The following is a 15,358-nucleotide window of genomic DNA, read 5'->3' as shown; positions in this document are numbered from 1 at the left end:
CCCCCATCGTCGACTCCCTCCTCCGCCTTGCAGCTGCACGCACCAGACGCCGCGCGGCCCGCCCTCCGGGCGGACGACGGGAATTTGACGACAGGACCTAGGCACGAGGGTGCCACGCCGCCTGCGCACGCTCCACCGCGGCGGCCGTCAAAGCTCCACCGGATCGCCCCGGACCGGCCTCACCCCCGGTCCTGCGGCCCCTTCGGCCTCCTCGGCGGAGGCTGAGGTGGTAGGGGAGGCGGGAGCGGCGGGGGAGGCGGTGGCGGATAGATGGCGGAGCCGACAGGCCGGGTGATGGTGGGGGCGTCGTAGAGATCGTCACCGCCACTGTCACCGTCACCGCCGCCGCCACTGTCACCGTGACTGTCACGGGACGGCGGCTCGTCCCGCAGTTCCTCCGGTACCCGGAGATACGGATTCGTGGCGGGGTTCGGCGGCCGGTACGGCCTGCGGGGCGTGTACGGACCGGGACCGCCGTGACCCTCCACTTCGCGCATCTGCCCCGGACCGGCGGCCCCGACCCCGGCCCCCGAAGGCGCCGCCCCCGCCCACCGGGCGAGCAGCGCCCCCGTGGCCCCGGCCCCCGCGCCCCACGCCGCCCCCAGCAGCAGCGCCGTCGTGAGGTGGCCGTGCAGGGCGATGCCCGCGCCGAAGGCGTCGAAGCCGAGTACGGACAGGGAGGCGTCCACCGAGACGTCCGTCAGCCAGGCCAGCAGGGGCAGGGCGAGCGCGGTCGCGGCGCCGAGCCGCAGCGCGCAGCGGCCCGCGAAGGCCGCCGCGCCGCAGGATCCGGGGGCCGGGGGTGTCCGTACCGCTGTCAGCACTCCCGCCAGCACCATCACCAGCACCGCCGCCACCCCCAGCAGCCACACCCGCCCGTCCAGCCCGGCCAGCCGCCCCAGGGTCACGGGCCGGCCGGAGTGCGCGTCCAGGAGCTGGTCCAGCGGATGGGGCAGCAGCGTGCTCAGGGCGCCGGTGGCCCTGCCGTCCCAGGGCACGAACAGGCCGAGCGGGACGCCGAGCCACACCCCGTTGGGGGCGCCGAGCAGCGCGGCGCCGGCGATCCGCCGGGGATGCTCGTCGCCGATCGCCGCGTACGCCGCCGCCGCGAGCCCCGCCGCCACGGCCGTCAGCAGCACCGTGACGAACGCCGAAACGGCCGGCCGTACCACCCGGTGCACGGCGTCCCAGCCGGGCGGCAGGAGAGTGCGGCGGGAGGCGAGCAACGCGAGCAGCAGGACGCCGGCCGACCAGCCGAGCCCGCCGAGCACCGTGGGCGCGGTGTCGACGGTGAAGCCGACCGCCGCCCTGGCGTGGATCAGGTGGCCGATCCGGTCCGGCAGCAGCCCGCCCACGTCGCCGAGGCCGGGGAGGTGCAGCCCGCCGCCCTTGCCGCCCCCGCCGCCCGGCAGGTCGCCGAGGCCGAGCGAGCCGCCGTCGATCGTGATGACGTCGTGACCCGCCCAGGCCAGCCCGGCCGTCATGGCCACGAAGAGCACGACCACTGCGCCCGCGCGCGCGAGGAGTTCGGCGGGTACGACCACAACTCCGGCTGTGCGCAGGGACCGTAGGAAGAACCAGGACAACAGCAGGGCGCCGACCAGGCTCACGCCAAGTGGCGTGATTTCGACGGCCGCGTGCGCCTCGGCGCCTTTCAGTCCAAAAGCGGACACGTCGCCCGAAGGTGAGACCGAACCGCCCGCCCCCAGGGCCACAACAGCCGCTGTCATGGGGCCCAGTGAGCCTGCCGAGTCGGCCCGCAGCAGATGCAGTCCGAGCGCGGCCGTGCCCGCCATCCCTATCAACGCCCAACTCACCGCGGCGATCGCGGACAGCAGGATGTCCGTCCAGGGCAGTGTCGTACCGTGCCGCGCGGTTCCGACGCCCGTGGCAGCGCTCATGGCAGACCCCCCGATCCGCGGCGCGGCACCGGCCGCGCATGTCCCTCTCGCGGGGGATTACCACTCTCCGGCCGGGTTTCAACCCCGTGAACGGGGCGAGTTGGAGCGCGCGCGGGCGCTCTGTGCAAGGCCCGAGTTTCAGTCAACGGGCGGAGCCTGAAATAGTTCCCCCCGATGTTCGACATCCCTAGACTCCCCAAGATGGGGGGCAACTCGGGGGACAACTCAGTGGGGCATGGAGTGCCGGAACTCGTACTGGAATCAAACGGACGGACCTGGACGCTGGACCCGTCCAGGCCCTACACCCTCGGACGTGATCCGCAGGGTGACATCGTCTTCGACGACGCCAGGGTCTCCTGGCGACACGCCACGGTCAGCTTCGACGGCCGCAGTTGGGCCATCGAGGACCACGGCAGCACCAACGGCACGTTCGTGCAGGGCCAGCGGATCCAGCACATGGAGCTGGGCCCCGGCTCGTCCGTGAACCTCGGCAACGCGACCGACGGACCGTGCCTGAACCTCAGCGCCGCCGCGGGCGGCCAGGCCCAGCAGCCGCAGGCGGCGCCGTACGCCGCCCAGGGCGCGGGCGCCGGCTGGGCGCAGCAGGCCCCGCAGCAGGCCGCCGTACCGCCGCAGGCCCAGCAGGCGCCGCAGGCGGGATGGCAGCAGCCGCAGCAGACGCCCCAGCCGTCGGCGTTCCCGCAGCAGCAGGGCGGTCCGGGCGAGCAGTACGCGCAGAAGACGCCCGGTGGTGGCGCGGGGGTGCCACCGGTCTACGGCGACCGCAGCCCGACCACGTTCCACCAGTTCGCCGTCGGCCGCGTCATGCGCATCGGCCGTGCCCTGGAGAACGAGCTGGTCGTCTCCGACCTCCAGGTCTCCCGGCACCACGCCGAGTTCCACTCGACGCCCGACGGCCGCTTCGAGATCCGCGACCTGGGCTCGCACAACGGCACCTACGTCAACGGTATGCCGATCGCCAAGGGCGGCTCGGTGCTGCTCGGCCCGGCGGACATCGTCGGTGTCGGTCACTCCACCTTCCGTATCGTCGGCGACCGCCTCGAGGAGTTCGTCGACACCGGTGAGGTCTCCTTCTCCGCGCGCCACCTGACCGTCACGGTCGACGGCGGCAAGCAGATCCTGAAGGACGTCTCCTTCGGCGTCCCGGAGAAGTCGCTCGTCGCGGTCATCGGCCCGTCCGGCTCCGGCAAGTCGACCCTGCTCAAGGCGCTCACCGGCTACCGGCCCGCCAACCAGGGCGAGGTCCTGTACGACAACCGGAACCTGTACAAGCAGTTCGCCGAGCTGCGCCAGCGCATCGGTCTGGTCCCGCAGGACGACATCCTGCACAAGGAACTGAGCGTCAAGAAGGCCCTGAAGTACGCGGCCAAGCTGCGCTTCCCCGCCGACACCACCGCCCAGGAGCGCGACGCCCGCATCGACGAGGTGCTGCGCGAGCTGAAGCTCGACGTCCACAAGGACAAGAAGGTCACCTCCCTCTCCGGTGGCCAGCGCAAGCGCGTCTCGGTGGCCCTGGAGCTGCTCACCAAGCCGTCGCTGATCTTCCTGGACGAGCCGACCTCCGGCCTCGACCCGGGCATGGACCGCGATGTCATGCAGCTGCTGCGCGGCCTCGCCGACGACGGCCGTACGGTCCTCGTCGTCACCCACTCGGTGGCCGAGCTGGCACTGTGCGACAAGCTGCTGGTGATGGCGCCGGGCGGCGCGGTGGCGTACTTCGGTCCGCCGGAGGAGGCGCTGAACTTCTTCGGCTACGACACCTGGGCCGACGTCTTCTCCGCCTTCGAGAACTACCGCGACTACGACTGGGCGGGCCGCTGGAAGGGCTCGCAGCACTACCAGATGTACGCGGCGGACATCGACGCGGTCGCTCCGCAGTCCGTACCCGTGCACATGCCTCCGATGCAGGCCATCAGACCGCCCAAGCCCCAGCCCTGGGGCTCGCAGCTGATGACCCTGATCCGGCGCTATGTGTCGGTCATCGTCTCCGACAAGGGCTTCCTGGCGCTGACGGTGATCCTGCCGGCCGTGCTCGGCGCGGTCAGCCTGCTGATCGACCACAAGCGGGGCCTGCTGGTCAACGAGGCGATCAACCCGCGCACCGGCGCACACGTCCCGAACGGTACGGCGACCACGGTGCTGCTGATCCTCGCGGTCGGCGCCTGTTTCGCCGGCGCGGCGAACTCGGTCCGTGAGCTGATCAAGGAACGGGTGATCTACGAGCGGGAGCGGGCGACCGGCCTGTCCCGGTCGGCGTACTTGATGTCCAAGGTGGTCGTCCTCGGCGCCGTCACCGTGCTCCAGGGCCTGATGGTCGGCCTGATCGGCTTCTCCAGCCGCGAGATCCCCGACCAAGGGCTCATGCTGGGCGGCTCGACGCTGTTCGAGCTGTGCCTGCCGATCATGGCGCTCGGCTTCACCTCGATGATGTTCGGCCTGGTGATCTCCTCGCTGGTGAAGACCGCCGAGAAGACGATGCCGCTGCTGGTCATGTTCGCGATCATCCAGGTCGTGTTCACCGGCTGCCTCTTCACCCTGCACGGCACGCTCGGTGTCAACGAGTTCTCGTACCTGATGCCGTCGCGCTGGGCGGTGGCCGCCGCCGGCGCCACGCTGGACTTCAACAACATCGCCCCGAACACCGACGACCCGGGCAGCACCGACCCGCTGTGGAACCACGCGGCCTCGGCCTGGAGCCTGGACATGGTCGCCCTGATCGCGATCGGTGTGATCTGCGGCTTCTTCGTCGCCCGCTTCCTGCGCCGCCACGAGCCCGAGGTCATGCGGAAATAACCGCACCAGGACGACACGAAGGGCGGCACCCGGTCACCGGGTGCCGCCCTTCGGCGTACGTCACTGAGGTCCGCGCAAGCCTCAGTACGCGCTGTTGACGTTGTCGATCGAGCCGTACTTGTCGGCCGCGTAGTTGGCAGCGGCGGTGATGTTGGCGACCGGGTCGTAGATGTTCCACGAGGTGCCGTTGACGTGGTACGCGTTGAAGGTCGGCGGGATGACCTGGAGCAGACCCTTCGACGGGATGCCGTTGATCGCGTTGATGTCCCAGTTGTTGATGGCCATCGGGTTGCCCGAGGACTCCCGCATGATGTTGCGGTGCAGGCCGTTGTAGCTGCCCGGGATGCCCTTGGTGTGCATGATGTTCAGGGCATGGCGGATCCAGCCGTCGAGGTTGTTGGCGTAGGTCTTCGCGGCGACCGGCTGCATCTGGGGACGCTGCACGGAGCGGCTGGCGGCGGCCTTGGCGGCGCGCGCCTGCACGGCCTTCTTGACGGCCTCGGCCTTCTGCTTGGCGACGGCGGCGGCCTGGGCCTTCGCCTTGGCGAGGGCGGCGGTCTCGGCCTTCTTCTGGGCCGCGAGGGAGTCGAGCTTGATCGTCTCGGTGGCGAGCTGGTCGGTGACCGTGCCCTTGACGTTCTGCAGCGAGGTGGTGGCGCCGGCGACCTTGGCGGCCGTGGCGGGGGCGCCGGTGGTGATGCTCTCGGCGTTGCTGGGGGCGGCCGAGAAGGCCAGGGCGGCGCTGCCGAGGCAGCAGACACCGGCGATCGCGGCCTTGTGGTGCTTGGTCAGGGAACGACTATGACCACGGGTGAGGATGTTCTTGGGCATGGCTGTGGACCTCTTCTGTAGCGCGGAGGTCGCTCCTGCGTCCGCCGGGGGAATCGGCTCCCTCCCGCACGAACGCCGCGGTGGGTAGCCGCGGCGCTGAGCGACGTGAGCAATTCTTAGCGGGCGCAAAATGCCCTGGCAAAGGTGTGACGTACGATCCCGGGTAGTGGATCGCGGAGGGGCAAATCGGGACAGACTGGACCGTTCGCCCCGTTCACCCTGGGGGGCTTTTGGTCCTATGTCCATTAGTACGTGATGTGCACCCTATGCGCGGGCTCACATCGGAGGCGCGGCAATCTCACCGATAGTTGCCACCGCAACGCCCTGTGTGAGGGGCCTGCTCCGCACGGAGGAGGCAGCCGCACCTCAGTCCCCGCGCGTATGCCCGCACGCGTAACCGCACGCGCGCGCGTGAAGGAGGGAGAAGTGCGCCGCCACGCGCGCGTGCCGGGACCTACGACACCCGCCCTAGGTCCACCGGCCCGGTCCCAGCCGTCACAGGTCCGATCCGCACTGTCACTCCCCGCCGGTACCGTGAGAAACATGAGTCAAGGCCCCCGGTCCGGCCTCGCAGCGGTCAGTTCCGCGCTGCTGGCCATGAGCAGGCACCTGGAGGTGCGCGACGTCCTCAAGACGATCGTCGCCTCCGCCCGCGAGCTGCTCGACGCGCAGTACGCCGCCCTCGGTGTCCCCGACGATCACGGAGGCTTCGCCCAGTTCGTCGTGGACGGCGTCAGCGACGCCCAGTGGAAGGCCATCGGCCCGCTGCCGCGCCAGCACGGCATTCTCGCCGCGATGCTGCACGAGGCCCGGACCCAGCGCCTCGCCGACGTACGCAAGGACCCGCGCTTCGAGGGCTGGCCGGACGCCCACCCCGACCTGGTCGACTTCCTGGGCGTGCCCATCGGCGACGGCGACGAGGTCATCGGTGCCCTGTTCCTCGCCAACAAGTTGTGCTCCGCGAAGGGCGACCCTCCGGGCCCGAAGCCCGAAGACCTGTGCGGCTTCACCGAGGAGGACGAGGAACTCCTCTCGATCCTCGCCCAGCACGCCGCGATCGCCCTCACCAACGCCCGCCTCTACGAACGCAGCCGCGAGCTGACCATCGCCGAGGAACGCTCCCGGCTCGCCCACGAACTGCACGACGCGGTCAGCCAGAAGCTCTTCTCCCTGCGCCTGACCGCCCAGGCGGCGACCGCGCTGATCGACCGCGATCCGGCCCGCGCGAAGGACGAACTGCACCAGGTCGCGGCGCTCGCCGCCGAGGCGACCGACGAACTGCGCGCCGCCGTCGTGGAGTTGCGCCCCGCCGCCCTCGACGAGGACGGCCTGATCGCCACGTTGCGCACCCAGATACAGGTCCTCGACCGCGCCCACACCGCGCGCGTGACCTTCACCTGCACCGGCTTCCGCGCCCTGCCCGCGTCGCAGGAAGAGGCCCTGCTCAGGGTCGCCCAGGAAGCCCTGCACAACGCCCTGCGCCACTCCGGCGCCGAGCACGTCGACGTGAGCGTGCAGCGGCGTGGCCGCGGAGCCGTCCTGCGCGTCACCGACAACGGCAGCGGCTTCGACCCCAAGCCCGTCCGCCGCGCCGGACGCCATCTGGGCCTGGTCTCCATGCGGGACCGGGCGAGCGGGGTCGGCGGCACGCTGACCGTGGAATCGGCGCCCGGCAAGGGCACCACGATCGAGATGGAGGTCCCTGGTGGCTGACGCAATCAAGGTGCTGCTCGTCGACGACCACCAGGTCGTCCGCCGCGGCCTGCGCACCTTCCTGGAGGTGCAGGACGACATCGAGGTCGTCGGTGAGGCCGCCGACGGCGCCGAAGGCGTCGCCCGCGCCGAGGAGTTGCGGCCCGACATCGTCCTCATGGACGTCAAGATGCCGGGCATGGACGGCATCGACGCCCTGCGCAGACTCCGCGAACTCGACAACCCCGCGCGCGTGCTGATCGTCACCAGCTTCACCGAGCAGCGCACGGTCGTCCCGGCGCTGCGCGCGGGCGCCGCCGGGTACGTCTACAAGGACGTGGACCCCGACGCGCTCGCCGGCGCCATCCGCTCCGTGCACGCGGGGCACATCCTGCTCCAGTCCGAGGTCGCCGGCGCCCTGCTCTCCCAGGAGGAGGTCAACTCCGGCCAGGGCAGAGGCGGTTCGCTGACCGAGCGGGAACGTGAGGTGCTGGGCCTGATAGCGGACGGCCGCTCCAACCGCGAGATCGCCCGCGCCCTGGTGCTGTCCGAGAAGACGGTCAAGACGCACGTCTCCAACATCCTGATGAAGCTCGACCTCGCCGACCGCACCCAGGCCGCCCTGTGGGCCGTACGCCACGGGGTGACCGGCTGAAGTGCGGTTCATCCACTGAGGTCGGGCTTCTCAAGCGCCGGGCGGTCGTGGAACTCGGCCCGTCTGGGGGTGCCCCCTCTGGGGGAGCCTGAGGACAAGGCCGTTCATTCAGGCCCCCCGCTCCCGCTCCTCCACAATGGAGTTGTACGCCGCGACCTGTGCCCGCCGGGCCGTCCGCTCGACCGGCCGCAGCGCCTCGGACCGAGCCGCGATCTCGGTGGAGCTGACCGCCCCGCCGTGCCCGTTGCCATGCGCCAGCGACACCAGCAGCCCGACCCGCTGTGCCAGCTCCAACACCCGCACCGCACGCGGCGGATACCCCGGCGCCAGCACCTCCCGACCCCGCTCGGACCGCGCCCGGTACGCGTCGATCGCCGCCTCCGCCACCGGACCCGACCCGGCGACGTCCAGCTTCGAGAGCACCGAGGTCGCCTCGCGCAGCGCCTCCGCCAGCTCCCGCTCCGCCTCGCCCAGCGAGGGCACGTCCGCGGGCGGTGCCTCCCGCACCGGCAGCACATGCCAGACCACCTCGGCGTGCACATCGCCCGCGGGACCGGCCTCGTACACCTCCGGCACCAGCCCGAACGCGGCACCGAAGCAGACCACCGCCTCCTCGGCCTCCAGCGCCCGCGCGTTGAACTCCGCCGGCCCGCTCAGCCCCAGCGGATGACCGGGCGCGGGGAGCGCGACCCGCAGGCCGGTGACCCCCAGCGTGCGCAGCCGCCCCAGCGCGAGCGTGAGCCCGACCGGCGCGGACTCACCCGGCAGCCCCTCCACCCGGTGCACCGTGTCCTCGCCCACAATGGCGAGAGCAGCGTCATCCGGAGAGACAAGTCCGGCCAAAAGGGCATTTCCCCAAGCGGCAAGGCGTCCTGAACGCGGTTCCGAGAGCATGCCCCCACCCTAAGGACCGGACCGATGGAATGGAGCGACGCACGCGTGGCGTAGATTTCATGAAGGCCGCGCCCACCGGCGCGGCACACCGAGCCACAGGGTTACGCGACAGCCGACGCCGGCGACACTGCAAGGGGAGACAACGCGCTCATGAGCGATGTTCTGGAGCTTCAGGACGTATCCGTGGTCCGCGAAGGCCGGGCTCTGGTGGACCAGGTCTCCTGGTCGGTGAAGGAGGGCGAGCGCTGGGTCATCCTCGGCCCCAACGGCGCCGGCAAGACCACCCTCCTGAACGTCGCGTCCAGCTACCTCTTCCCCAGCAAGGGCACCGCCACCATCCTCGGCGACACCCTCGGCAAGATCGACGTCTTCGAGCTGCGCCCCCGCATCGGCGTGGCCGGCATCGCCATGGCCGAGAAGCTCCCCAAGCGCCAGACCGTCCTGGAGACCGTCCTCACCGCCGCCTACGGCATGACGGCCCACTGGCAGGAGGAGTACGACGAGGTCGACGAGCAGCGCGCCCGCGCCTTCCTCGACCGGCTCGGCATGAGCGACTACCTGGAGCGCCGCTTCGGCACCCTCTCCGAGGGCGAGCGCAAGCGCACCCTCATCGCCCGCGCCCTGATGACCGACCCCGAGCTGCTCCTGCTGGACGAGCCCGCCGCCGGCCTCGACCTCGGCGGCCGTGAGGACCTGGTCCGCCGCCTCGGCCGGCTGGCCCGCGACCCCATCGCCCCCTCGATGATCATGGTCACGCACCACGTCGAGGAGATCGCCCCCGGCTTCACCCACGTCCTCATGATCCGCCAGGGCAAGGTCCTCGCCGCCGGCCCGCTCGAGCTGGAACTCACCTCCCGCAACCTCTCCCTCTGCTTCGGCCTCCCGCTCGTCGTCGAGCAGGTCGGCGAGCGCTGGACCGCCCAGGGCCTGCCGCTGTCCTGACCCGTCCGGGCTCGTCCCGTCCCGGCCTTGCCCCGCCCCGGTCCTGAGCGTCCCCGCTCCGGTTTGCGCCCTGTCCGCCGCCCGACCCGGGGTCCTACCATGACCACGTGGACGACATCGACGCATGGGTGTGGTGGCTCGTCGGCGCGGCGGCGCTCGGAATCCCGCTCGTGGTCACCGCGATGCCGGAGTTCGGCATGCTCGCGGTGGGCGCGGTCGCAGCCGCGGCCGTCGCCGGCCTCGGCTTCGACGCCGTGATCCAGGTACTCGCCTTCGTCGTCGTCTCGGTCGCCCTCATCGCCGTCGTCCGGCCCATCGCGGCCCGGCACAGCCGGCAACGCCCCCAACTCGCGACCGGCGTGGACGCATTGAAGGGCAAGCAGGCGGTCGTACTGGAGCGCGTCGACGGCTCCGGCGGCCGGATCAAACTCGCCGGAGAGGTCTGGTCGGCCCGCTCCCTGGACACCGGCCGCGCCTACGAAGTGGGCCAGGAGGTGGACGTCGTGGACATCGAAGGGGCCACCGCGATCGTCATCTGAGCCATCCGGCCTGCGAGTTGGGCGGCAGTCTGACAGACTCGACCAGCAAGATCTTGAACAGTCATGAGATCTACCGAAGGCGCCGAGGCGGAGAAGGGTACGGGGAACGACGATGGACGCGGTCATCATCGTCCTGATCATTCTGGTGGTGTTGGTCTTCATCGCCCTGATCAAGACGATCCAGGTCATCCCACAGGCCAGCGCTGCAATCGTGGAGCGCTTCGGCCGATACACGCGGACACTCAACGCGGGCCTCAACATCGTGGTCCCGTTCATCGACACCATCCGCAACCGCATCGACCTGCGCGAACAGGTCGTACCGTTCCCGCCCCAGCCGGTGATCACCCAGGACAACCTGGTCGTGAACATCGACACGGTCATCTACTACCAGGTCACCGACGCCCGGGCCGCCACCTACGAGGTCGCCAGCTACATCCAGGCGATCGAGCAGCTCACCGTCACCACCCTGCGCAACATCATCGGTGGCATGGACCTGGAGCGCACCCTGACCTCCCGCGAGGAGATCAACGCGGCCCTGCGCGGCGTCCTGGACGAGGCCACCGGCAAGTGGGGCATCCGCGTCAACCGCGTCGAGCTGAAGGCCATCGAGCCCCCGACCTCCATCCAGGACTCGATGGAGAAGCAGATGCGCGCCGACCGAGACAAGCGCGCCGCCATCCTCACCGCCGAAGGTACGCGCCAGGCCGCCATCCTCACCGCCGAGGGCGAGAAGCAGTCCCAGATCCTGCGCGCCGAGGGTGAGGCCAAGGCCGCCGCCCTGCGCGCCGAGGGCGAGGCCCAGGCCGTCCGTACGGTCTTCGAGGCCATCCACGCCGGCGACCCGGACCAGAAGCTCCTCAGCTACCAGTACCTCCAGATGCTCCCGAAGATCGCCGAGGGCGACGCCAACAAACTCTGGATCGTCCCCAGCGAGATCGGCGACGCCCTCAAGGGCCTGTCCGGTGCGATGGGCAACTTCGGCCCGCTGGCGGGCGGTTCGGGCGGCAACGGCTCGTCCGGCAACAACGGCGGCAACGGCGCGGGCACGGAGCGCCGCGAGAAGCCCTCCATCGACTGAGCCCGCCCCGCGACGCAGGCGACACAACGGCCCCGCGCTCCACACCGGACGCGGGGCCGTGACACGCCCCCCCCGGGCACGCGCCGCCGGCACCGAGAGAGGAACCCAGCAGTGAGCCTGGTGGACGAGGCCGCCGCGGTGGAACCAGCCCCGCAGCAGCGCCGGCTGGAGCGCGTCGACCTGGGAGAGGTCCCGTACGAGGCGGCACAGGCGGACATGGCCCGCTGGATCGAGCAGCGCAAGCAGGACCAGGCACCCAACCGGCTCTTCCTGCTCTCACACCCCCCGGTGATCACCTACACCGCCCGCACCCCACAGGACCAACTGCCCGGCGCGGACTCCCCGATCAGCCTCGTGCCGACCGACCGCGGTGGGCACGCCACCTATCACGGACCCGGCCAGCTCATCGGCTACCTCGTGGTGAACGTCCGCGAACTCGGACCCCGCGGCCTGATCCGCCGCGTCGAACACGCCCTGACCGACGCCCTGGACACCCTCGGCTTCCCGGCGATCCGCCGGGAGACCCCGCGCGGAGCCGAGAGCCTCGTCGGCGTCTGGACCCCCGACCACCGCAAACTCGCCTCGATCGGCATGCGCATCAGCGGCAGCGTCTCCAGCCACGGCTTCGCCCTGAACGTCGACTCCGACCTCAGCGTCTACACCACGTTCACGGCCTGCGCCCTGCCCGGCGTCCGGATGACCTCCCTGGCGGAACTCGCCGCCGAACGCGGAGTGCCCACGCCCACCGCGGCCGAGGTGCGCGACGCGGTCGCCGAAGCGATGGCCGCGCACCTGACACCGGGCGAGCGCCGATAGGAGCCGGCCGCTCAGGCCGTCACGCGGCCTCGCGTGCCAGCCACTCCGGCAGCGCGGCCAAGTCCTCCTGCCCCAACGCCAGCAGCATGGCGTCGGCCGGAGTCGGCTCGAACGGCTCCCGCAGCAGCTCCATCCCCGCCTCCTCCGGAGTCCGGTTCGCCTTGTGGTGATTGTCCTCCGCACACGCGGCCACCGTGTTCAGCCACGTGTCCTGCCCGCCCTGCGCCCGCGGCACGACATGGTCCACGGTCGTCGCCCTGCGCCCGCAGTACGCGCACCGGTGCCGGTCCCGGACCAGCACGCCCCGCCTCGACCACGGCGCTTGTCTTCGGAACGGCACCCGTACATAGCGGCACAGCCTGATCACCCGGGGAGCGGGTATGTCCACATCTGCGCCGCGCATACGCAGCTCGGGATGGGACTGTTCGACCACGGCCTTGTCCTGCAGCACCAGGACGACAGCTCGATTCAGGGTCACCGTCGACAGCGGCTCGAAGCTCGCGTTCAGCACCAACGTGTCACGCATCCAGCCCACCTCCCGTGTGCACCTGCCCACCCCCCGGCGGGCTTGGATCAACTCTGGACGGGCGCGCCGAGATGGACAACGCAATAAAAAATGCCCGCCTCCGATCACTTCCAAGACCGGAGGCGGGCAAACGTTCCATGAACGCTCAACGCATTCAGTGCATCACATCAGCCCTCGGCGGGGTTCTCGTACTCCCCGATCAGCTGCGCACGCGCGATCGTGTGGAACCGCAGGTTGAAGCCGACGACGGCCGGAGTGGCCTCCGAGTCCGGACCGAGCTTCGCCTGGTCCACCGCGTAGACCGTGAAGACGTACCGGTGCGGTCCGTCCCCGGGCGGCGGAGCGGCACCGCCGAAGTCCTTCGTCCCGTAGTCGTTGCGCACCTGTACGGCACCCTCGGGCAGCCCTTCGAACTTGCCGCTGCCCGCACCCGCCGGCAACTCGGACACCGTGGCCGGGATGTCGAACACGACCCAGTGCCAGAACCCGCTGCCGGTCGGCGCGTCGGGGTCGTAGCAGGTCACCGCGAAGCTCTTGGTCTCCACGGGGAACCCCGCCCACCGCAGCTGCGGTGAGAGGTTGCCCCCCTCGAAGACCTGAGCGCTCCCCAGCGTCGCGCCCTCTTCGATGTCGTCGCTCGTCACCGTGAACATCGGTACGGGCGGATGGAAGTCGTGGGGGAGAGGCCGCCGCTTGAGCTCGGTCACCTCGGTACCTCCTGATCGATTCCTGGAATCAGCGGACCCGAGCCTAGAACCAGTTGCGCTTGCTGCCGACCTCGGACAGCCACTGGTTGAGGTACGCCGCCCAGTCGGTCCCGTGGAAGTCGTTCAGACCCACCTGGAAGGACCGGTAGGTGTCCGAGCCCTCGCTGAACAGACCCGGCTTCTTGTCCATCTCCAGTACGACGTCCATGGCGTGCTCGTCGGCCACGAAGCTCAGCTCGACCTGGTTCAGGCCCCGGTACTGCGACGGCGGGTAGAACTCGATCTCCTGGTAGAAGGGCAGCCGCTGCCGCGTACCCCGGATGTGCCCGCGCTCCATGTCCGCGTTCTTGAAGCGGAAGCCCAGCTGGATGAAGGCGTCCAGGATCGCCTTCTGCGCCGGGAGCGGGTGCACGTTGATCGGGTCCAGGTCACCGGAGTCCACCGCGCGGGCGATCGCCAGCTCGGTCGTCACGCCGATGTGCATCCCGCGCAGCGCCTGCCCGTCGATCATCGTGACCGGCGTCTCCCAGGGGATCTCCAGCCCGAACGGCACCGCGTGCACGGCCCCGGCCTGCAGTTCGAAGGCGCCACCGAGCCGCACCTTGGTGAACTCGATGTTCTGCTTGTACTCCTCGTCGCCGCTCTCCACCTCCACCCGTGCCTGGAGGCCGACGGACAGCCCCTCGATGTCCTGGTTGACGGACCCGCCCTGGATCCGCACCTCACCCTGCACGACGCCACCGGGCACGACGTTGACCTCGGTCAGCACGGTCTCGACCGACGCGCCTCCGGCCCCGAGGCTCGCGAGCAGCTTTTTGAACGCCATGACTCTCCCTTTACGAATGGATCCTCGCCCCGTACAAACGCGATCCGGCGGCAACCGGTTCCGGCACGGAAGGCATCCGTCCGGACGACTGGCCCTCCGGCCCGCTGGACTACGCTCGGACGGCATGATCGCGTCCCCGGACCGTATGCCACTGCCCCGAGAGTTCTTCGACCGCCCTGTGCTGGAGGTCGCCCCGGATCTGCTCGGCCGCGTCCTGGTCCGGACGACTCCCGAAGGCACGATCGCGGTCCGCCTCACGGAGGTCGAGGCGTACGACGGTCCGAACGACCCCGGCTCACACGGCTATCGCGGTCGCACCTCACGCAATGCGGTGATGTTCGGTCCGCCCGGGCATGTGTACGTCTACTTCACCTACGGCATGTGGCACTGCATGAACCTCGTCTGCGGACCGGAGGGCAGGGCGAGCGCTGTCCTGCTCCGCGCCGGCGAGGTCGTGGAGGGCGTAGAGCTGGCCCGCAAACGTCGAGTTTCAGCCCGAAATGACAAGGAACTGGCCAAGGGCCCGGCCCGCCTGGCCACCGCTCTGGAGGTCGACCGCGCCCTGGACGGCACGGACGTCTGTGCCGCCGGCGAGACTCCTCTACGACTGCTGACCGGCACCCCGGTCGCTTCCGAGCAGGTGAGAAGCGGTCCGCGCACCGGAGTCGCCGGCGAGGGCGGAAACGGAGACATCCATCCCTGGCGCTTCTGGGTCGCCAACGACCCGACGGTGAGCCCCTATAGGGCCCATGTACCGAGGCGCCGCTCAAGTTGACGCGTCTCTGGAAGGTGCGTAATGTATCCCGAGCCGCTGAACCGGGTACGGCAATCGCCTGCAGCCGGAGCGGCCACCCACTACCCAGCTACAAGCCCTCAACGGGGTCGAATTTGGCGCGCCCGCGTGTCCGAAATTCGAACTTGTGAGACTCGATTATGAGTCGCCGAGGAACTGAGCTAACGTAGTGAATGTCGAAAGGCCGACGGGCGAGAGCCAGAAAGCCCCAGACAAATCCCGCCGACCGGGAATCGGACGCCGAAAGGGTCTGATAGAGTCGGAAACACCGAAGGGAAGCCCGGAGGAAAGCCCGAGAGGGTGAGTACAAAGGAAGCGACCGTTCCTTGAGAACTCAACAGCGT

General features: G+C 70.1%; 14 protein-coding genes. 8 read left to right on the top strand and 6 right to left on the bottom strand.

What is annotated here, in order from left to right:
* Nucleotides 1–179: 179 nt before the first annotated feature.
* Nucleotides 180–1,901, bottom strand: coding sequence for a streptophobe family protein (locus ACWD35_RS42530; RefSeq protein ID WP_451356712.1), 1,722 nt, complete (start codon nucleotides 1,899–1,901; stop codon nucleotides 180–182).
* A gap of 240 nt (nucleotides 1,902–2,141) precedes the next feature.
* On the opposite strand from ACWD35_RS42530, the gene ACWD35_RS42525 reads away from it, so the two are divergent.
* On the top strand, nucleotides 2,142–4,715 hold the full coding sequence (locus ACWD35_RS42525; RefSeq protein ID WP_451356713.1) for an FHA domain-containing protein: 2,574 nt from the start codon (nucleotides 2,142–2,144) through the stop codon (nucleotides 4,713–4,715).
* 81 nt (nucleotides 4,716–4,796) lie between these two features.
* On the opposite strand, the gene ACWD35_RS42520 is transcribed toward ACWD35_RS42525, so the two are convergent.
* Nucleotides 4,797–5,546 carry a transglycosylase SLT domain-containing protein gene (locus ACWD35_RS42520; protein WP_451356711.1) on the bottom strand — a complete coding sequence of 250 codons (750 nt, stop codon included), beginning with the start codon at nucleotides 5,544–5,546 and terminating at the stop codon, nucleotides 4,797–4,799.
* 543 nt (nucleotides 5,547–6,089) lie between these two features.
* On the opposite strand from ACWD35_RS42520, the gene ACWD35_RS42515 reads away from it, so the two are divergent.
* Together ACWD35_RS42515 and ACWD35_RS42510 are read left to right on the top strand one after the other, a co-directional pair.
* Entirely contained in the window at nucleotides 6,090–7,259 is a 1,170-nt protein-coding gene (locus tag ACWD35_RS42515; RefSeq protein WP_451356710.1) for a GAF domain-containing sensor histidine kinase, read from the top strand.
* Complete coding sequence (locus tag ACWD35_RS42510; protein WP_451356709.1) at nucleotides 7,252–7,893, top strand: response regulator; 642 nt, start codon at nucleotides 7,252–7,254, stop codon at nucleotides 7,891–7,893. The genes ACWD35_RS42515 and ACWD35_RS42510 overlap by 8 nt, the downstream gene beginning before the upstream one ends.
* A gap of 108 nt (nucleotides 7,894–8,001) precedes the next feature.
* On the opposite strand, the gene ACWD35_RS42505 is transcribed toward ACWD35_RS42510, so the two are convergent.
* Nucleotides 8,002–8,787, bottom strand: a complete 786-nt coding sequence (locus ACWD35_RS42505; protein ID WP_451356708.1) for a hypothetical protein — start codon at nucleotides 8,785–8,787, stop codon at nucleotides 8,002–8,004.
* Between the two features lie 150 nt (nucleotides 8,788–8,937).
* Between ACWD35_RS42505 and ACWD35_RS42500 the strand changes: the two genes are divergently transcribed.
* From ACWD35_RS42500 to lipB, 4 genes are all read left to right on the top strand, one after another.
* Nucleotides 8,938–9,729 (top strand): ABC transporter ATP-binding protein, encoded by a 792-nt coding sequence (locus tag ACWD35_RS42500; RefSeq protein WP_451356707.1) that lies wholly within the window; start codon nucleotides 8,938–8,940, stop codon nucleotides 9,727–9,729.
* A 107-nt stretch (nucleotides 9,730–9,836) separates the two neighbouring features.
* Nucleotides 9,837–10,268, top strand: a complete 432-nt coding sequence (locus ACWD35_RS42495) for an NfeD family protein (RefSeq protein ID WP_451356706.1) — start codon at nucleotides 9,837–9,839, stop codon at nucleotides 10,266–10,268.
* Nucleotides 10,269–10,380: 112 nt separating this feature from the next.
* Nucleotides 10,381–11,346 (top strand): SPFH domain-containing protein, encoded by a 966-nt coding sequence (locus ACWD35_RS42490; RefSeq protein ID WP_451356705.1) that lies wholly within the window; start codon nucleotides 10,381–10,383, stop codon nucleotides 11,344–11,346.
* Between the two features lie 111 nt (nucleotides 11,347–11,457).
* The gene (gene lipB, locus ACWD35_RS42485; protein WP_451356704.1) at nucleotides 11,458–12,162 is read left to right on the top strand and encodes a lipoyl(octanoyl) transferase LipB; all 705 of its coding nucleotides are present in this window, start codon (nucleotides 11,458–11,460) and stop codon (nucleotides 12,160–12,162) included.
* A gap of 19 nt (nucleotides 12,163–12,181) precedes the next feature.
* Here the strand turns inward: lipB and ACWD35_RS42480 are convergent, their stop codons facing one another.
* From ACWD35_RS42480 to ACWD35_RS42470, 3 genes are all read right to left on the bottom strand, one after another.
* A complete protein-coding gene (locus ACWD35_RS42480) occupies nucleotides 12,182–12,688 on the bottom strand; it encodes an HNH endonuclease (RefSeq protein WP_451356703.1) in 507 nt (168 codons plus the stop codon).
* 167 nt (nucleotides 12,689–12,855) lie between these two features.
* The gene (locus ACWD35_RS42475; RefSeq protein ID WP_451356702.1) at nucleotides 12,856–13,395 is read right to left on the bottom strand and encodes a YbhB/YbcL family Raf kinase inhibitor-like protein; all 540 of its coding nucleotides are present in this window, start codon (nucleotides 13,393–13,395) and stop codon (nucleotides 12,856–12,858) included.
* A 43-nt stretch (nucleotides 13,396–13,438) separates the two neighbouring features.
* On the bottom strand, nucleotides 13,439–14,221 hold the full coding sequence (locus tag ACWD35_RS42470; protein WP_451356701.1) for a sporulation protein: 783 nt from the start codon (nucleotides 14,219–14,221) through the stop codon (nucleotides 13,439–13,441).
* 124 nt (nucleotides 14,222–14,345) lie between these two features.
* On the opposite strand from ACWD35_RS42470, the gene ACWD35_RS42465 reads away from it, so the two are divergent.
* On the top strand, nucleotides 14,346–14,996 hold the full coding sequence (locus ACWD35_RS42465) for a DNA-3-methyladenine glycosylase (protein ID WP_451356700.1): 651 nt from the start codon (nucleotides 14,346–14,348) through the stop codon (nucleotides 14,994–14,996).
* Nucleotides 14,997–15,358 lie beyond the last annotated feature (362 nt).

The sequence above is a fragment of the Streptomyces sp. NPDC002671 genome (assembly GCF_053592475.1).
The sequence above is the reverse complement of the archived record's forward strand: the minus strand, read 5'-3'. Positions and strand labels throughout refer to the sequence as shown.